The organism is Janthinobacterium sp. SUN120, assembly GCF_030397735.1.
In the GTDB taxonomy this organism is placed as follows: Bacteria; Pseudomonadota; Gammaproteobacteria; order Burkholderiales; family Burkholderiaceae_D; genus Janthinobacterium; species Janthinobacterium kumbetense.
In genome coordinates this window covers 414,203-432,749 of sequence record NZ_JAPUBW010000003.1, presented here as the reverse complement: position 1 = coordinate 432,749, position 18,547 = coordinate 414,203, and the positions used below count along the sequence as shown (strand labels likewise).

Below are 18,547 nucleotides of genomic sequence, written 5' to 3'. Positions count from 1 at the left end.
GCCGCCACGACGTCCCATTTTCCGCCGCCAACGCCAGCCGTGCGACACGAACGAGACAATTGGTGATAATTTGGCAGTTACATGAATGATAAGATTCGCAGTCCGTCCAGCCTGGACGGTTTCCCATCGCAAGCTTAACCTGGCACGCAATCCATGCACTTTCCCCGCTTTTGCCTCCTCGCCTCCCTTTATGCCAGCCTGCTGCCCGCCATGGCCCAGGAACAAGCGACGGCGCGGGGCGACGCGGCAAGCCAGGAAATGCAGCAGATTGTCGACGTGCAAAGCACGCGCGATCCCGACCTGCGCCCCTACCGCACCATGCTCAAGGGACTCGATGCGTATGCCGACCACCAGCGCCTGGCGCCGGGCGCGCCGCTGCGCTTCATGCTGATTCCCGCCACGCCGCAGGCCAGGCTCGACGGCGTGACCTTGCACTTGTCGGCCGACAACCTGTCCATCCCCGTGCCGCTGGCGGCGGACGGCAGCTTCACCTTGTCGCGCGACAAGACCGCCTACGATGCGAATGCCGACCTGGTCAGCAACAAGAAGCGCGACACCTTGCGCTGGCGCGCCGACATCCATACGCCGGGCCTGCCCCAGAACGTGCGCCGCCTGGGCGACCTGCGCCTGGAATGCGAAATCCGCTGGGCCGTCGAGCAGGATGAGTTGTCCTTTGTCCGGCGCAACCTGTTCCGCCTGGCAGGCGGGCCGTGCCACTCGTCGCTGATCCACGTGCCGTTTCCCGTGGTGCGCAAGCTGCTTGCCGTGCAGGCGCGCTCGGGCGAGCGCACGCTGGACATCCGCGTCACGCAAGACCGGCAGCGCTTCGTGCCGCCGCTGCATGACCTGAACTGGGACGACAATACCCTGCTGACCCTGACCTACGCCGACGACGGAAAAATGGCGGGAGCCGCCCCGGCAGCGCCCTCGCAGGCAGCGCAGCGCCAGTAAGGCGCCGCCCGCGCAGCCAGGTCAAATATTTCCACATGGATTCTTATATTTACTGAAAGAAATAAAGAAGTATGTTCTAATATCGCCTCTTAAATGAAAAGCAATTATTTTCCAGGCTGGCTAGCGCCGGGTGCAGGGAGATAGGCGATAGGGATGGCTCGATATGGTGATGGAACACACTGGCAAGGCGCCAGCGGCACACGTGGAATGCGAACGTGGCAGCGCGCGCCCGGCCAAGGCGGCGGCCAAGCGCGTGCCGCGCAATGGCAGCCTGTTGCAGTGGAAGAAGGAATGCCGGCAATTGCAGGGGCAAGTGGCGCAGCTGGAAGAGCGCCTGAAGCGCCAGAGCGCCGACAGCTATGGCTTGCAAGTGCTGTATGACCAATTGGTCAATGAAATCAAGCACCACCGCGACATGTTGCAGCTCGACAGTTTTGACGCGGATAAATCATCGCTCGTCTACACGCAAGCCTGGCGCCGCTTCATGGCTGGCGACGCGCTCGACTACCAGACGCACCGCCACACGAATTCCCGCAGCCGCCCCAGCCTGCTGTAGTTCAAGCTCCCCCTTACAGCTCCGCCAGCGCCTTCACGTGCGCAGCCACGCTGCGGCCCAGCGACGACAGGTTGTAGCCCCCTTCGAGGCAACTGACGATGCGGCCCTTGCCATACTGATTGGCCACGGCCATCATTTGCTGCGTCATCCACGTGTAGTCGGCCTCCACCAGGCCCATGCCGCCCACGTCGTCTTCGCGGTGGGCGTCGAAACCGGCGGAAATGAAAATCATCTGCGGCTGCTGCCGGTGCAGCGCGGGCAGCCAGTGATCGAGCACCAGCTGGCGCACGGCGTCGCCTTTCGAGCGGGCCGGCACGGGCACGTTGACGCGCGTGTCCGTGTACGATTCCACGTCGCTGTACGGATAGAAGGGGTGCTGGAAAAAGCTGACCATCAGGATGCGCGGATCGTGCGCCACGGATTCGGCCGTGCCATTGCCATGATGTACGTCAAAGTCGACGATGGCGACCCGTTCGAGCCCGCGCACGTCGAGCGCATGCTTGGCGGCGATGGCGACGTTATTGAACAGGCAAAAACCCATGGGCTCGCTGGGCCGCGCATGGTGGCCGGGCGGGCGGATCGCGCAAAAGGCGTTGCTGATCTCGCCGTCGATGACGGCGTCCGTGGCTGCCACGGCCGAGCCAGCGGCGGCCAGCGCCGCGTCGTAGCTGTGCGCGTTGAGCAGGGTGTCGCCGTCGAGCGGGTAATAGTCGCCTGCGGGGGGCACGTTGTCGCGCACGAGGCCGATGGCCGTGGCGCTGTGGTTGCGCTCGATATCGGACAATTGCGCGCGCACGCCGTCGCGGTGCTCGACCAGGTCGCTGATGTGCGCCAGGATCAATTGATCGTTGATGGCCTGCAAGCGGGCCGGCGATTCGGGATGCCAGTCGCCCATTTCGTGGCGCTGGCAATCGGGATGGGTATAAATGGCTGTGCTCATGCGCTGTACTGGTTACCTCTGTCTCTGCTCTCTATCCATACCGGGAACGCATGCCGGAATCACTGCAGAGCATTCCTGCCTGCCTGGCCCGTTCTCGCATAAAATCACTGGCTGGTCTGTGCCGCCCTTGCCGCCTTTGCTGTCACGCTAATCTACCACGAGCGCGCAGGCGACGGGCGGCGCGGTTTGACCTGGCCAAAGCGATTGTAAATTAAATAATCCGTCTTACTGTGATAGAAATAGCATGTTTTCGAAAATACACCAGGCCGCACAGCAGATCGGCGAAGTTCTCGTCGGCAAACAGTTACAGATCCGCCAGACCCTCGCCTGCGTGCTGGCCGGCGGCCACCTGCTGATCGAGGACGTGCCCGGCGTGGGCAAGACGACCCTGGCGCATGCGCTGGCCATCTCGCTGGGCCTGCAATGGAAGCGCCAGCAATTTACCAGCGACCTGCTGCCCGCCGACGTGGCCGGCATGAGCGTGTATGACCGGGGCAGTGGCAGTTTCATCTTTCATCCAGGCCCCCTGTTTACCCAGGTGCTGCTGGCCGACGAGATCAACCGCGCCACGCCAAAGACGCAATCGGGCTTGCTGGAAGCGATGGAAGAGCGGCAAGTGACGCTCGATGGCGTCACGCGCGCGCTGCCGCAGCCGTTTTTCGTCATCGCCACGCAAAACTGCGCGCACCAGCTGGGCACCTTCCCCCTGCCCGAATCGCAGCTGGACCGTTTTCTCATGTGCGTCACCCTGGGCTACCCCGATGCGGCCGCCGAACGGGAACTGCTGCTGGGCGCCGACCGCCGCGCCATGCTGCAAACCTTGCCGGCCGTCATGAACGCGGAAGAGTTGCTGCAGGCGCAAGCGGGCTTGCGCGCCATCCACGCCTCACCTGCCGTCGTCGACTACGTGCTGTCCCTCGTGCATGCCACCCGCGTGCCGGGCGTGTTTGCCGATGGCCTGAGCCCGCGCGCCGCGCTGGCCTTGCTGCAGGCGGCGCGCGCCTGGGCCGCCCTGGCCGGACGCGACCACGTCACGCCCGACGATGTGCAAGCCGTACTCATTCCCGTCTGCGCCCACCGCCTGCACGCCGCGCAAGGGGTCACGGACAGCCGCATGCTGCTGCAGCAATTGCTGCTGGCGACACCCGTCTGACAGCCGTGCGCCTGCGCACCATCCGCTGGCTGCCGGCGCGCCCCTGGCTGGGCGCGCAGCGCGTGCACATCCGTCCCTCGCGCGCGGGGCTGGCGTTTGCCGCGCTGCTGCTGGCGCTGTGGATCGCCGCCGTCAACTACCGCCTGGGCCTGGGCTACGCGCTGACCTGTTTCGCGGCCGCCTGCGCCATCGCCGACATGTTGTTTGCCAGCCGTAACCTGGCGGGCCTGGCGTTGGCCGCCACCCCGGGCAATCCCGTGTTCGCGGGCAGCCAGGCCACGTTCACCTTGCGCCTGATCAACCGCAGCACGCGCCCGCGCCATGCGATCCACCTGGCCATGCGCGATTCGGCGGCGGCACCCGGCCCGGTCGACATCGTCGCCCACGGGGAAACGGCCGTCACCATCGTCGTTGCGGCGCGGCAACGTGGATGGGTGATTGCCCCGCCGCTGCGCCTGTCCGGCAGTTTCCCGCTGGGCCTGTTTATCGCCTGGTGCCATTGGCAGCCCGAGGCGCGCGTGCTCGTGTATCCGCAGCCCGAGCACAACGCGCCGCCGCTGCCCTTGCCGGCCGGCACAGTACAGCAGACACGGCAGAAAGCACGGCCACGCACGTCCGATGGCGCCCTGGAACTGGCAGTGGAACTGGCGGGCGTGCGCGCCTACCAAGCGGGCGACCCGCTGCGGCGCCTGGCCTGGCGCCAGATCGCCCGCCATGACGGCGAGCATTTATTCAGCAAGCAATTCCAGCCAGCCGCCGACGCGCCAACGGGAGACGCCCCTGACAGCATCGCGCTCGAGCACGCCGCCCTGCACGCGCTGGCGCCGGAAGCGCGATTGTCGCGCCTGGCCGCCTGGGTGCTGCAGGCGGAACGCACGGGCCTGCCATACGGCTTGCGCCTGGGCGCGCTGACCGTGGCGCCGGCCCTGGGCGCCCGCCAGCGCGACGCCTGCCTGCGCGCGCTGGCCCTGCACGATTTGCCACAGGATGAGGCCCTGGCATGAGGCAATGGCTAGCCAACTTGCCGCGCGACAAGGCCGACATCCTGCTGCTGTTGCTGGCCGCCGCCATGGTGCTGGCGCCGCACGCGCTGCACCTGCCCCCATGGCTGTCGGCCGCCGCCGCCGCGCCCCTGCTGTGGCGCGCCTTCATCACCGTGCGGGGCCGGCGCCAGCCGCAGCTGGCCGTGCTCGCGCCGCTGGCCTTGCTCGGCATCGCCGCCGTCTATGCCAGCTACGGCACCGTACTGGGACGCGATGCGGGCGTGGCCATGCTGGCCTTGCTGCTGGCCTTGAAATCGCTGGAAATGCATGGCCGGCGCGACATCTTCGTGTTTGTCTTCCTCAGTTTTTTCCTCCTGTTGGCGAACTTCTTTCATGCGCAAGGCATCGTCAGCGCCGCCTGGATGCTGGCCACCGTCATCGTCCTGCTGGCCGGCCTGCTGTCGTCCCAGTATGGCGCCGTGCAACCGCGCCTGGCGCACAGGCTGGGCTTGCTGGGGCGCATGCTGGCGCTGGCCCTTCCCCTGTCGGCCGTGATGTTTCTTGCCGTGCCACGCGTCGACGGCCCCCTGTGGGGCGCGGCACCAGAAGGCACGCAGGCGCGCACGGGCTTGTCTGACAGCATGCAGCCGGGCGCCATCGCCTCGCTGGCCCTGTCAAACGAACCCGTCTTCACAGCCCGTTTCAGCACCCCGCTCCCGCCGCAAGACCAGCTGTATTGGCGCGGCGTGGTGCTGGGCGACTTCGACGGCGCCAGCTGGACGCGCAGGGGCGCTGGCCAGCGCATGCCTGCCAGCGACAGCCGCATAGACATCGCCCTAGAAGGCCAGCCCAGCCAATACGAAGTGACGTTGCAAGCGAGCGGCCAGCGGCGCATCTTCGCGCTCGACGTGCCGCGCAGCATCGAACGCTTGCCCGGCAATCCGTATGTCGTGTCGTCCGCGCTGGAAGTGCTGACCATACAGCCCATTACTTCGACCGTCCGTTACCGCGTCAGTTCCCAGCCCCGCTACCGCTTGCAGACCAGCCTGACTGTTGCCCAACAGCAGCCCTGGCTGGCCTTGCCTGCCGGCAGCAATCCGCGCAGCGTGGCCTGGGCCCGCGCATTGCGCGGCCATGGCGCGCAGGCGCTGGCGCCCGCCGACGCCATCGCCGCCGTGCTCGAGCACTTCCGCCGCGCGCCCTTCCGCTACACCCTGCAGCCGCCGCTGCTGGGCAAGCATGGCGTCGACGACTTCCTGTTTGCCACGCAAGCGGGCTTTTGCGAACATTACGCGGGCAGCTTTGTCGTGCTGATGCGCGCCATGGGCATTCCCGCGCGCGTCGTCACCGGTTACCAGGGCGGATTGCATGGCGCGACAGACAACAGCCTGAGCGTGCGCCAGTCCGACGCCCATGCTTGGAGCGAAGTGTGGCTGGCGGGCCAGGGCTGGGTGCGCGTCGATCCCACCAGCGCCGTCGCGCCCCTGCGCACGGAGCGCAACCTCGATGCCGCCCTGCCGCCGGCCCCGTCGCCGCTGACGGCATGGCGCGCCTTGGCCGGCCTCGACGGCGGCGCGCACGCAGCGCTTGCCGCGTGGCGCCAGCAATGGCAGCAAGCCGAGCAAGCCTGGAGCCGCTGGGTGCTCGACACCACGCCGCAACGCCGGCGCGCCATGCTCGATGGCTTGAAAAACGTGCCGGCAAAGAAACTGGCAGCCGCTTGCGCCGTGCTGGCCCTGCTGTCCGCCCTGGCCGGCGCACTGGTCTGGTGGCGGCAGGCGCGGCAAGGCGATCCGCTCGACGCCCTGTACGCGCAGTTTTGCCAGCGGCAGGCGCGGCGCGGCTACAGCCGTGCGCCGCATGAAGGCCCGCACGGTTATGCTGCCCGGTTGGCCGCAGGCAAGGCCACGCCCGAAGCGCACGCCGCCATCGCACAGTTTCTGGCAATCTATGCCGCGATGAAGTATGGTAATGCCAACCCAGACGAACAACTCCGCGCGCGGCGCAGCTTGCGCCGCCTGTTAACCCAATGCCGATGAGACGCTCCTTGTTACCGATCAAAACCTCCGCCCTGTCCCTGCTCCTCTCCCTTCCCCTGTGCCTGTCCACCGCGCACGCTGGCGAAAACAGCAATATTTCCGACGCCGACCGCGCCCGTGCCGTGCGCGCGGCCAAGGCCCAGCCCGTCAAGAAGGTCGCCAGCAAGCCGGCGGCGACGAAAGCACCGGCGAAATTCGACTTCGAGGGCGAATTTGTCGACTATGCCAACTGGAAAGAAGTACGCGCCTTCCTCGACGACATGTCCGCCAAGCATGGCTTTAACCGCGCCGAACTCGATACCCTGATCGGCAAGGTGCGCTATGTCGAATCGACCGTGCAACTGATGAAGCCGGCCCCGCCGGGCAAGCCGAAGAACTGGCAAGCGTACAGCGCCCGCTTCATCGAACCGGTGCGCATCAATGCGGGCGTGAAATTCTGGGAAGAAAATGCGGAAGCGCTGGCGCGCGCCGAACGCGAGTATGGCGTGCCGGCCGAAATCATCGTCGGCATCATCGGCGTGGAAACGGTGTACGGACGCAACACGGGCCGCTTCCGCGTGCTCGACGCGCTGACCACCCTGGCGTTTTCCTATCCGGAAAGCCCGACCCGCGCCGCGCGCATGGAGTTTTTCAAGGGAGAACTGGAAAACGCGCTGCTGTACGCGCGCAAGGATGGCATCGATCCCTTGACCCTGCTCGGCTCGTATGCGGGCGCCATTGGCTTGCCCCAGTTCATGCCTAGCAGCATCATGAAATATGCGGTGGACTTCGATGGCGATAGTCACATCGACCTGCGCAATTCCACGTCCGATGCCATCGGCAGCGTCGCGCATTTCCTCGTCGAGCACGGCTGGCGGCGCGACGATCCGGCCATCAGCACCTATCCCGTCACCGTTTCGGCCAGCCGCGCCTGGGAAAAGTTCATCGGCCAGGGCTTGCAAGCCAAGTACCGGCTGGCGGAATTGCAGGAGGCCGGCGTGAGCGCCGCCCCGTCCACGCCGCAGAACATGTTGTTCGGCCTGATCGATCTGCAAAATGGTTCAGAAGCAACTGAGTATCACTTGGCAACCAATAACTTCTTTGCTATAACTCAGTACAACAGAAGTTATTTTTATGCCATGTCAGTGATCGACTTGGGCAAGGCCATCAGTCAAGTGCGCGCACGCTAACTGAAAGTCGGTGTAAAGTTATAATATTACTTGTAAGAAAGCGTAAGGGATGTTGAAGCGACCAGAAAACAAGTCTATGGTAGGGCCGATAACATGTGCCAGCCTTGCTCGCCAGCCTTTGTGCGGCACGGAATACGGAAATGGTTTTATACTTAACTTTTGTCAAAGTACAATTTTTGTTCTATCATAGAGCATAATAAAGAATAAATAGGTGTTGCAACAAGACAACACCTATTTTGTACAAAGCAAGATTACTGGGCTTTCCGGCCTGAAATTGAATCCTGTTGTACAATTGTGTATATATTACGAAAAACTGTATCCCGGATCGTACCGTGTGTGAATTCGTTCCTTTTAGTAAAGAATGAACATGAACGCAGCAAGAGCGAGCTCCGAGTGTTTTTTACTTTGCAGTGCAACTACAGAAGGAACAATAACATCATGACAAACCAAGTCGGCATTGATATGAACAGCGATTCGGACTCCGACGATCTGCTTCAATACAACCCAAACAGATTGCTCGATACCCTGATCGAAAACCTGCGCCTGAAAAACGACGCAGCCCTGTCCCGCGCGCTGGAAGTAGCGCCACCAGTCATCAGCAAAATCCGCCACCACCGCCTGCCGGTCGGCGCATCGCTGCTGATTCGCATGCACGAAGTTAGCGACCTGAGCATCCGCGACCTGCGTTACCTGATGGGTGACCGCCGCAACAAATTCCGCATCAGCGACAAGCAATTCAAGCCAAAAGAAGGCGAAACGCCACAAGGCTGATCCTGCCAGTTGCGCAGGTTTTCCCTCCCCGCCATGGGGAGGGGGTATTTCCAGCAGTTCTCAGGCCGTTCTGGCCGATATTATTTTCCCGTATCAACTATCAAGCAGGAAACACGCCGGTCGACAGATAGCGGTCGCCACGGTCGCAGACGACGAACACGATCGTCGCGTTTTCCACCGTTTGCGAGATACGCAGCGCGATCTCGCACGCGCCGGCAGCCGAGATGCCGCAGAACAAGCCCTCTTCCGCCGCCAGGCTGCGCGCCATGCGTTCGGCCACACCCTGGCTCACGTATTCCACCTGGTCCACGCGCGACTTGTCATAGATTTTCGGCAAGTACGCTTCCGGCCACTTGCGGATGCCGGGAATCTGCGAACCTTCCTCGGGCTGGGCGCCGATGATCTGGATGGCGGGATTCTGCTCCTTCAAATAGCGCGACACGCCCATGATGGTGCCCGTCGTGCCCATGGCGCTGACGAAATGCGTGACCTGGCCATTGGTATCGCGCCAGATTTCCGGCCCCGTGCTTTCATAGTGGGCACGCGAATTGTCTTCGTTGGCGAACTGGTCGAGGATCACGCCACGGCCATCCTTCTGCATCTGCTCGGCCAGGTCGCGCGCATATTCCATGCCGCCCGTCTTCGGCGTCAACAGGATGTCGGCGCCGTAGGCGGCCATGCTCTGGCGGCGCTCCACGCTGAGATTATCCGGCATCAGGAGCAGCATCTTGTAGCCGCGCAAGGCGGCGGCCATGGCCAGCGCGATGCCCGTATTGCCGCTGGTCGCCTCGATCAGGGTATCGCCCGGCTTGATGACGCCGCGCTCTTCAGCGCGCTTGAGCATGGACATGGCGGCGCGATCCTTCACGGAGCCGGCCGGATTATTGCCCTCCAGCTTGCCAAGGATGACGTTGTTGCGCGCAAGCGCATCGGCACCCGGCAAGCGCATCAGCTGCACCAGCGGGGTATTGCCTATCGTATCTTCAAGTGTCTTGTAAGCCATCGTGTCTGTTTGAGTAGATTCAACAAAGACCCATTCTAATATGAGATGCTGGGTGGCGTATCGCTCATCGGCGCCTGCATCCGGGCCTGCGTGCGCGTCCGGCTGCGCCGCCGCATCCCGCACGGCGCCTGCCGCGCTGCCGTTTCCGGGCGTGTACAAGGGTGATTGCGGCAGGCGCGCGCCGCATGCGCTAGACTCGCCACTGTTAGTTATTTTTGTTATTTGCTTATTCAGCCTCCGAACGGACTCGCCATGGCCAGCAACACACCCGAATTCATTCCCGAAACGACGCAGGACGATCCCGTCCAGTTTGCCACGCTCGACTTGCAGGGCCGCAGCCACCAGATCTCGCCCGTCTTCACCGCGCTCGAACTGCAGCGCTTGCAGCGCTATGGCACGCGGCGGCGTTTTGCCGATGGCGATACGCTGTTCGAGGCGGGCAGCAGCAGCTTCGGCATGCTGGTGATATTGTCCGGGCGGGTCAGCATCAAGCGTCACGAAGTGCTGGGGCAGGCGTCGCAGCTGCGCGAAGTGGGCGTCGGCCACTTCATTGCCGAAGTGGCGCAATTGTCCGGCCGCCCCACCCTCGTCAACGGCAGCGCCGTGGGCGCCGTGGAATTGCTCGACATCAGCTCGGAATCCTTGCGCGCGCTGATCGTGGCCGAGGCAGAGATGGGCGAACGCATCGTGCGCGCACTGATCCTGCGCCGCGTGGCGCTGATCGAATCCAACTCGGGCGGCCCCGTGCTGGTGGGGCCGCGCGGCAATGGCAATCTGTTCCACCTGCAAAGTTTTCTGTCTAGCAATGGCCATCCGCACACGGTGCTCGATCCGGCCACGGATGCGGCCGCCGCCGCGCTGGCCGGGCGCTACCAGCCCACGTCGCAGGAGTGGCCGCTGGTGGTCTGTCCGGACGGCAAGATCATGAAGAATCCCGGCAATGCGGAACTGGGGCGCTGCCTGGGCATGCTGCCCGATTTGTCCGGCGACAAGATTTTTGACGTGCTGGTGGTGGGCGCCGGCCCTGCCGGCCTGGCCACGGCCGTGTATGCGGCTTCCGAAGGTCTCACCGTGCTGGCGCTGGAGCAGCGCGCGTACGGCGGCCAGGCAGGCGCCAGCGCGCGCATCGAAAATTATTTGGGCTTTCCCACCGGCATCTCTGGCCGCGCCCTGGCGGGGCGCGCCTATGTGCAGGCGCAAAAATTCGGCGTCGAAATCGCCACGCCGGCCAGCGCGGCCAACTTGCTGTGCGACACCTGGCCCCTGCGCGTCAACCTGTGCGACGGCACGCAGGTGCGGGCCCGCACGGTGGTGCTGTCGTGCGGCGCGCGCTATCGCCGCCCCTCGCTGGCGAACCTGAAAACGTATGAGGGACGGGGCGTGTATTACTGGGCTTCGCCCATCGAAGCCAAGCTGTGCCGGCAGGAAGAGATCATCCTGGTCGGTGGCGGCAATTCAGCCGGCCAGGCGGCCGTATTTCTCTCCGGCCACGCCTCCAAGGTCCACATGGTGATCCGCGGCGAAGGGCTGGCGGCCAGCATGTCGAGCTATTTGATCGAGCGCATCGCCGCCACGCCCAACATCACCTTGCACACGCACACGGAAATCATCGCCCTCGAAGGCGACGACGATGGATTGACGGAGGTGCGCTGGCGCAACAACCGCACGGGCGAGGAAGCCGCTTGCGCCGTGCGCCGCGTGTTTCTCTTCGTCGGCGCCGATCCGAACACGGACTGGCTGCACGACTGCGCCGTGGCCGTCGATGAACAGGGCTTCATCCGCACGGGCTTCGACGTCACGCGCGCCGAATGCCGCGCGCACGGCCATGCTGCGCATTTAGCCTACCCGCCGCCGGACTTGCCGGAGCGGGCCGCCCTGGAAACGAGCGTGCCGGGCGTGTTCGCCATCGGCGACGTGCGGGCCGGTTCCACCAAGCGCGTGGCCGCCGCCGTCGGTGAAGGGGCGGCCGTGGTGTCGCAGATTCATGGCTTTCTGGCGCGGTTGCCGGCTGGCTCCGCCTGAAAATCGTGCATTGTAGAAACTGCTACAATCGGCTGTTGCCATCCAGCTGAAAGAGTCCGCATGCCCCACACCGCCAAGCTTTCCTCGCGCCGCAACATGCCCGCGGTCCGCTGACGGTGCGCCGCATGCTCATCAAACTGTTGCTGCTGGCCACCTTGTTTGTCGTGCTCAGCATCGCCGCCCTGTACAGCTACGGACGTTTCGCCGAGCGGTCGCTGGGTGCGCCAGGGATGGCCTTGCCCGTGGCGGCGGACGCCACCCTGCTCGACCGCGTGCTGGCGCCGCAACTGGCGCAACGCCCGGGCCACAGCGGAACGGCGTTGATCGACGACAACCTGGAAGCGTTCGCCCTGCGCGCCCTGAGCGCGCGCGAAGCGGGCCGCAGCATCGACCTGCAATACTACATCTGGCATAACGACGTCACGGGACGCCTGCTCGTGCGCGAACTGCTGCGCGCGGCCGACCGTGGCGTGCGCGTGCGCGTGTTGCTCGACGATATCAACGCGCGGGGCCAGGACGCCGCCATCCTGGCGCTCGACAGCCACCCGCTGATCGACGTGCGCATCTTCAATCCGGGCCGCAACCGCGACGGCATCTGGTTGCGCGCCATGGAAATGGCCTTGCGCGCCGTCAGCCTGAACCGGCGCATGCACAACAAGGCCTGGATCGTCGACGGCAGGGTCGCCCTCGTCGGCGGGCGCAATATCGGCGACGAATACTTCGATGCCGCAGAACAAGTCAATTTCCAGGATGCCGACTTGCTGCTGGTGGGACCCGCCGTGCAGCAGACGAGCGACATCTTCGACCGCTTCTGGAACAGCCGCGCCGTCATTCCCATCAGCGCCTTGCACGCTGGCAAGAACACGGGCGCATCGGAGCTACAGGCCGTGCGCACCCGCCTCGACGCGCTGACCGGTGAACTGGGCGCCTCGCCCTACCTGCGCCAGCTGACCGATGCGGGCCAGCTGCAAGCCCACCTCGATGGCCGGCTGCGCCTGCACTGGAGCACGCACGTGCAAGTATTGTCGGACCCGCCGGAAAAAGCCGCGCCCGTGGCCAGTTTGCAGCGTAGCGAGCACTGGCTCATGCACAGCTTGCTGCCGCTGCTGACGGACGCGCGCCAGGAAGCACTGCTGACCTCGCCATACTTCGTGCCCGGCGCGGAACTGACTCATACCCTGGGTAAAAAGGTTGCCGCCGGCGTCCAGGTCCAGGTGCTGACCAACTCGCTGGCCGCCACCGACGTTGCCCTCGTGCATGCAGGCTATGCACGCTACCGCCAGGCGCTGCTGGGCGGCGGCATCGAGCTGTATGAATTGAAGACCCTGCACCGCAAGCGCATCAGCCTGATGGGGTCGAGCCGCGCCAGCCTGCATACCAAGGCCGTCGTGGTGGATAGCCAGCGGGGTTTCGTCGGCTCCTTCAACCTCGATCCGCGCTCGGCCCAGCTGAATACGGAAATGGGCGTGCTGTTCGACGATGCCGCACTGGCGGCCGACATGCGCGCGCTGTTCCAGCATTCGACGGCCAGCGACACCAGCTACCGCGTGTTCCTCGACAACGGCGCCCTGCGCTGGTCCGATGCTACCGAAGAGCCCGCCAAGGTTTGGACGCACGATCCCGAAGCAGGCTTCTGGCGCCGCATGCTGGTGTCCGTGATGCGCTGGCTGCCGATCGAATCGCAGCTGTAGGCGTGCGCGGCATGTAAAAACTTTAATCCTGGCAAGATTACCATCTAAAAATATTTGTTGTTTTCGAGACATGTTAGATGCCGTTTTGCCAAACGCTGCTATAATCGCTTCGACGGGACACCACCGCTGTCCCTGAAGTACCTTTCTCGCCCCTTCCGCGATTGAATAAACGTTGGCCAAAAGCTCGCCGACAGACTGCAACACTACCCTGTCACTTTTGGAGCTTTATCATGCGTAAAACATCTACCTTGCTGGTGCTGGCTGTCGCTTCCCTGTGCGTCACCGCCGCCCAGGCTGCCACGACCAACCTGGTCAAGAATGGCGATTTCGAACTGACCAGCAACGGTACCTCGAAACAGCTGAACGAAGGCACGTACGCCCGCGCGGACCGCACCTACCTGAGCGACTGGTCCAGCAAAGGCTATAACTTCGTCTTGAACGGTAACAACATCGACGACACCAACGCCGCGACGGCGCTGGCCTTGTGGGGTCCGAATTCATACAGCGGCCACGGCCCGCAAAACGGCCTGGGCGCCAGCCCGACGGGCGGCAATGTACTGGCGGCCGACTGGGATTACTTTCCCGGCCCCGTCACGCAGCAAGTCAGCGGCCTGATCCCCGGCCAGGCCTACACCCTGAGCTTTTCCTACGGCGCAGCCCAGCAGGTGGGCTTCCGTGGCGATAACCTGGTCAATTACTGGGATGTGTCGCTGGGCAACAGCAAACAGCAGACCGCATCCCTGGCCAACGTCAGCCAGGGTTTCACGGGCTGGCACCAGGCCAGCATGACCTTCACGGCCGCAAACAGCAGCGAATTGCTGTCGTTCATGGCCAAGGGCAGCCCGTCCGGCGCGCCGCCATTCATGCTGCTCGACGGTGTCTCGCTGGTGTCGGCCGTGCCGGAACCGTCGACCTGGGGCATGCTGATCGGCGGCCTGGGCCTTCTGGGGTTCATGGCGCGCCGCCGCAAGGCTGCTGTAGCAATCTGAGCCGCCAGCGCGCGTGACAGAATCCGGACCAGCCCAGCTTTGTCCGGATTTTTTGGTTCTTACCTGATGGAATGAAATGAGCCTGCTGCACACCCTGCAAACCCACCTGCCCGGCATCGCCGTCGATGTGCTGCGCCTGAGCCTGTGGCTGGTGCTGCTGGCCGTGATCTTCGTGCCGCTCGAGCGCTTCTTTGGCGAACGCCAGGCGGGGCGCTCCCGCACGGAACTGTTCAGCGACCTGGGCTTTTATTTCATCAGCAGCCTGCTGCCGGCCGCCGTGCTGGCCGCGCCGCTGGCCCTGCTCGCCGTCGCCGGCCAGCACCTGTTGCCGGACGCCATCCCCGCCACCTTGTCTACCCTGCCCCTGTGGGGCAAGCTTCTGCTGGGCTTGCTGATCGGCGAAGTCGGCACTTACTGGGGGCATAGGCTCAGCCATGAAATTCCATGGCTGTGGCGCTACCATGCCGTGCACCACAGCACGGAACAGCTGTATTTCCTCGCCAATACGCGCACCCATCCCGTCGACATGGTCATCACGCGCCTGTTCGGCCTGACACCGCTGTATCTGCTGGGCCTGGCCGGCCCCGGCGCGGCAGGCAGCGCGGCACCCGTGCTCTTGCTGCTGATCGGCACCGTCTGGGGTTTCTTCATCCACGCCAACCTGCGCTGGCGCTTCGGCCCGCTGGAATGGCTGGTGGCCACGCCCGCCTTCCACCACTGGCACCACAGCAAGTTCGAACACATCAACCGCAACTATGCGTCGACCCTGCCCGTGCTGGACCGGGTGTTCGGCACCCATCACTTGCCGCGCACATGGCCCGATGCCTGCGGCATCGAGGCGCACATGCCGAAGACGCTGCCAGGGCAACTGGCGGCGCCATTCCGGCCCACCGGCAAGCGGGAAGTTCCGGCCGCGGAATAAAAAAAACCCCGCGCGGCCGGTACCACGCGGGGTTTTCTTCTCGTGCTGCGCGGCACCACCACGCAACACGCTTTACAGCAACACGCTTACTTTTTCTCGGCTTCTGCCTTCTTCGCGTCGGCAGCAGCCAGTTTGGCTTCCTTCTTCGCAGCCGCTTCCGCAGCCTTGGCTTCTTTCTTGGCGGCCGTTGCCGCTTTCTTCGCAGCAGCAGCTTCCTTCTTCATTTCGGCAGCCGTTTTCACAGGGGCGGCATCGGCCGCGGCAGCAGCGGGAGCCGGCGCAGCAGCAGGCACTGCCTTGGCGGCGGCTTCTTTCTTGGCGGCAACGGCAGCGGCCTTGGCTTCTTTCTTGGCGGCAGCAGCTTCCTTCTTCGCTTCAGCGGCCGACTTGGCTGGTGCCGCAGCGGTGTCGGTCGCAGCAGCTGGCTTCGGTGCGGCTTCTTTCGCTGCAACTTCCTTCACTGCAGCATCCTTTTTTGCCGGGGCAGCTTTCGCCGCCGGAGCGGGTGCCGCTGGCGCGCCGGACTTGGCCTGGCCATTCACTTGCAAGCCCGCTTCCGACAGTTTCACGGAACTTTTCGGGCCGATACCTTTTACGCGGCTTTCGAAATCGGCCCAATCCTTGAAGGCACCGCCCTTGGCGCGCTCATCGACGATGGCTTTCGACGTGACGGGGCCGATGCCCTTGACGCTGTCGAGTGCCGCCTGGTCCGCCTTGTTGACATCGACCTGGGCAAAGGCAAAGCCCATCGTCGCGATCAGGGTGGCGATGGCCAGCAGTATTTTTTTAAACATGGGTATCTCTCCGTGATGTGGTTTCAAGATGACTCGAACGCAAGGGAGGAACAGCGCCTTAACGGCTTAACGGCTGTAGCGTGATACGGTTGACAAGATGGGACTGCGGAACTGCGGGAAAACCTGCGCCAGATCAAACGGTCCGGCGCAGGCGATACAACATATTACTGCGAAAACAGCTCGTCGCGGGTGACGGTGGCAGTGCCCAGCTTGCCGACGACGATGCCGCCGGCGCGGTTGGCCGTGCGCACGGCGTCGCCCAGGGCCATGCCGGCCCCCAGCATGGCTGCCATGGTGGCGATCACCGTGTCGCCGGCGCCCGAGACGTCGAACACTTCGCGCGCATCGGTCGGCATGTGCAGCACCTCATCGGCCGTGTACAAGCTCATGCCTTCTTCGGAACGGGTCAGCAGCAAGGCGTCCAGGCCCAATTGCGCGCGCATCTGCTGCGCGCGCTCCGTGAGTTGCTCCTCCGTATTCCAGCTGCCGATCACGCGGCGCAGCTCGGACTTGTTCGGAGTGAGCACTGACGCACCTGAATAGCGGCTGAAATCATCGCCTTTCGGGTCGACCATGACGATCTTGCCGGCGGCCCGGGCCGCCTTGATCATCTCGGCCACGTTCACCAGGCTGCCCTTGGCGTAGTCGGACAGGATCACCACGTCATAATGGGGCAGCAGCGCGTTGAACTGCGCCAGTTTGTCGCGCAGCACCGTATCGCTGGGCGCATCCTCGAAGTCGATGCGCAGCATCTGCTGCTGGCGGCCGATCACGCGCAGCTTGATGATGGTGGAAATGGCTGCATCGCGCTGCAGATAGCTGTGGATGCCGCCGCCTTCGAGCAGGCGCTCGACCTGGCTGCCGGCCTCGTCGTCGCCCACCACGCCGAGCAAGCTCGTCTTCGCGCCCAGCGCGGCCGCGTTGCGCGCCACGTTGGCCGCGCCGCCCAGGCGTTCCTCGCGCTTTTCGATGCGCACGATGGGCACGGGCGCTTCCGGCGAGATGCGGCTGACGTCGCCGAACCAGTAGCGGTCCAGCATCACATCGCCCACCACCAGCAGGCGTACCTGGGCCAACGCGGCCGGCGCCGTCAAGGCGACCACCTCGTGGGCGCTCATGCGCGCGTCAGGATCGAGCGGCCGATCCCGTGGTATTCGATGCCATTCTCGGCCATGACGGCCGGCTCGAACAGGTTGCGCCCATCAAAGACGACGGCCTGCTTCAGGCGCGCCTTGACCTGCTCGAAGTCGGGGCTGCGGAAGGCTTTCCATTCCGTCACGATGACCAGCGCATCGGCGTCCTGCAGCGCATCCTTCGGACTGTCGGCAAAGCGCACCTTGGCCAGTTGCTCCGGCGTCAAGTCCAGTTGCAGCACGCGGCGCGCCTCGGCCATGGCGACGGGGTCGTACACGGCCACGGTGGCGCCGCGCCCCAGCAAGTCGGCCAGCAGCACGCGGGCCGACGCTTCGCGCATGTCGTCCGTATTCGGCTTGAAGGCCAGGCCCCAGACGGCAAAATGCCGGCCCGTCAAGTCTTCGCCGAAGCGAGCGACCACTTTGCGTCCCAGCACCTGCTTTTGCTGGTCGTTGACGGCTTCAACGGCGCGCAGGATCAGCAATTCCTGGCCATGGCCGCGCGCCGTGCGCTCGAGCGCCTGCACGTCTTTCGGGAAGCAGGAACCGCCGTAGCCGCAACCGGCGTACAGGAAGCTGTGGCCGATGCGCGGGTCGGAACCGATGCCGTGGCGCACGGCTTCGATATCGACGCCCACCTTGTCGGCCAGGTTCGCAAGCTCATTCATGAACGAGATGCGCGTGGCCAGCATGGCGTTGGCCGCATATTTCGTGAATTCGGCCGAGCGCACGTCCATCCAGTAGGTGCGCTCGTGGTTGCGGTTGAACGGCGCGTACAGGCTTTTCAGCAATTCGCGCGCGCGTTCGCCGTCCGGCGTGGCGTCGACGCCGATGACGATGCGGTCCGGGCGCATGAAGTCTTCGACAGCCGCGCCTTCCTTGAGGAATTCCGGATTCGACGCCACCGAGAACGTGGCCGCCACGCCGCGCGCATCGAGTTCGCCCTGGATGGCGGCGCGCACTTTTTCGGCCGTGCCGACGGGCACGGTGGACTTGTCGACGATGACCTTGAAGTCCGTCATGTACTTGCCGATGCCGCGCGCGGCGGCCAGCACGTATTGCAGGTCGGCCGAGCCGTCTTCATCGGGCGGCGTGCCGACGGCGATGAATTGCATCACGCCGTGCGCGGCGGCAGCCTCGACGTCGGTGGAAAAGGTCATGCGCCCGGCGGCGCGGTTGCGCGCCACGACTTCTTCCAGGCCCGGTTCATGGATGGGGATGCCGCCGCTGTTGAGCAAGGCGACCTTCTGTACGTCGAGGTCGAGGCAAAAGACGTCATTGCCCAGCTCCGCCAGGCAGGCGCCCGTCACGAGGCCCACATAGCCCGTGCCGATAATGGTGATTTTCATGGTTGTGCCGTATTTGTAATATGGGTATCTGACCTGCAAGTGCACAGCACAGGGTTCAGGGCAAGGCGCGGCGCCGAAGACA

Annotated in this window: 16 protein-coding genes; 11 read left to right on the top strand and 5 right to left on the bottom strand. The window is 64.4% G+C overall.

Annotation, left to right across the window (positions count from 1 at the left end):
- The first annotated feature begins 153 nt into the window (after positions 1-153).
- Together O0879_RS19840 and O0879_RS19835 are read left to right on the top strand one after the other, a co-directional pair.
- Complete coding sequence (locus O0879_RS19840) at positions 154-951, top strand: hypothetical protein (RefSeq protein ID WP_289918319.1); 798 nt, start codon at positions 154-156, stop codon at positions 949-951.
- A 169-nt stretch (positions 952-1,120) separates the two neighbouring features.
- Positions 1,121-1,507, top strand: a complete 387-nt coding sequence (locus O0879_RS19835; protein ID WP_143451364.1) for a hypothetical protein — start codon at positions 1,121-1,123, stop codon at positions 1,505-1,507.
- Between the two features lie 13 nt (positions 1,508-1,520).
- Here O0879_RS19835 and O0879_RS19830 read toward each other — a convergent pair whose 3' ends face one another.
- Positions 1,521-2,447 carry a histone deacetylase family protein gene (locus O0879_RS19830; RefSeq protein ID WP_289918318.1) on the bottom strand — a complete coding sequence of 309 codons (927 nt, stop codon included), beginning with the start codon at positions 2,445-2,447 and terminating at the stop codon, positions 1,521-1,523.
- Between the two features lie 244 nt (positions 2,448-2,691).
- Here O0879_RS19830 and O0879_RS19825 point away from each other — a divergent pair, with 244 nt between their 5' ends.
- The 5 genes from O0879_RS19825 (at position 2,692) to O0879_RS19805 (ending at position 8,562) form a co-directional block, all read left to right on the top strand.
- Entirely contained in the window at positions 2,692-3,600 is a 909-nt protein-coding gene (locus O0879_RS19825) for an AAA family ATPase (protein WP_251349961.1), read from the top strand.
- Positions 3,601-3,605: 5 nt separating this feature from the next.
- Positions 3,606-4,604, top strand: coding sequence for a DUF58 domain-containing protein (locus tag O0879_RS19820; RefSeq protein WP_289918317.1), 999 nt, complete (start codon positions 3,606-3,608; stop codon positions 4,602-4,604).
- Positions 4,601-6,622: a DUF3488 and transglutaminase-like domain-containing protein gene (locus O0879_RS19815; RefSeq protein ID WP_289918316.1), complete on the top strand. Its 2,022-nt coding sequence runs from the start codon at positions 4,601-4,603 to the stop codon at positions 6,620-6,622. Before O0879_RS19820 ends, O0879_RS19815 begins: the two co-directional genes overlap by 4 nt.
- An 8-nt stretch (positions 6,623-6,630) precedes the next feature.
- Entirely contained in the window at positions 6,631-7,791 is a 1,161-nt protein-coding gene (gene mltB, locus O0879_RS19810) for a lytic murein transglycosylase B (RefSeq protein WP_289918315.1), read from the top strand.
- Between the two features lie 438 nt (positions 7,792-8,229).
- Positions 8,230-8,562 (top strand): hypothetical protein, encoded by a 333-nt coding sequence (locus O0879_RS19805; protein ID WP_034751784.1) that lies wholly within the window; start codon positions 8,230-8,232, stop codon positions 8,560-8,562.
- Positions 8,563-8,662: 100 nt separating this feature from the next.
- On the opposite strand, the gene cysM is transcribed toward O0879_RS19805, so the two are convergent.
- Positions 8,663-9,565, bottom strand: coding sequence for a cysteine synthase CysM (gene cysM, locus O0879_RS19800; protein ID WP_289918314.1), 903 nt, complete (start codon positions 9,563-9,565; stop codon positions 8,663-8,665).
- A 252-nt stretch (positions 9,566-9,817) separates the two neighbouring features.
- Here cysM and O0879_RS19795 point away from each other — a divergent pair, with 252 nt between their 5' ends.
- The 4 genes from O0879_RS19795 to O0879_RS19780 all read left to right on the top strand — a co-directional run bounded on the left by O0879_RS19795 (position 9,818) and on the right by O0879_RS19780 (position 15,189).
- The gene (locus O0879_RS19795; RefSeq protein WP_289918313.1) at positions 9,818-11,587 is read left to right on the top strand and encodes an FAD-dependent oxidoreductase; all 1,770 of its coding nucleotides are present in this window, start codon (positions 9,818-9,820) and stop codon (positions 11,585-11,587) included.
- A 125-nt stretch (positions 11,588-11,712) separates the two neighbouring features.
- Complete coding sequence (locus O0879_RS19790; RefSeq protein ID WP_289918312.1) at positions 11,713-13,278, top strand: phospholipase D family protein; 1,566 nt, start codon at positions 11,713-11,715, stop codon at positions 13,276-13,278.
- Positions 13,279-13,508: 230 nt separating this feature from the next.
- Positions 13,509-14,267, top strand: a complete 759-nt coding sequence (locus O0879_RS19785; RefSeq protein WP_289918311.1) for a PEPxxWA-CTERM sorting domain-containing protein — start codon at positions 13,509-13,511, stop codon at positions 14,265-14,267.
- A gap of 76 nt (positions 14,268-14,343) precedes the next feature.
- Complete coding sequence (locus O0879_RS19780; RefSeq protein ID WP_289918310.1) at positions 14,344-15,189, top strand: sterol desaturase family protein; 846 nt, start codon at positions 14,344-14,346, stop codon at positions 15,187-15,189.
- An 86-nt stretch (positions 15,190-15,275) separates the two neighbouring features.
- Here the strand turns inward: O0879_RS19780 and O0879_RS19775 are convergent, their stop codons facing one another.
- From O0879_RS19775 to O0879_RS19765, 3 genes are all read right to left on the bottom strand, one after another.
- Complete coding sequence (locus O0879_RS19775; RefSeq protein ID WP_289918309.1) at positions 15,276-15,983, bottom strand: helix-hairpin-helix domain-containing protein; 708 nt, start codon at positions 15,981-15,983, stop codon at positions 15,276-15,278.
- 164 nt (positions 15,984-16,147) lie between these two features.
- Positions 16,148-17,101 (bottom strand): D-glycero-beta-D-manno-heptose-7-phosphate kinase, encoded by a 954-nt coding sequence (gene rfaE1 / locus O0879_RS19770; protein ID WP_251349952.1) that lies wholly within the window; start codon positions 17,099-17,101, stop codon positions 16,148-16,150.
- Complete coding sequence (locus O0879_RS19765) at positions 17,098-18,465, bottom strand: UDP-glucose/GDP-mannose dehydrogenase family protein (protein ID WP_099665144.1); 1,368 nt, start codon at positions 18,463-18,465, stop codon at positions 17,098-17,100. Before O0879_RS19765 ends, rfaE1 begins: the two co-directional genes overlap by 4 nt.
- Positions 18,466-18,547 lie beyond the last annotated feature (82 nt).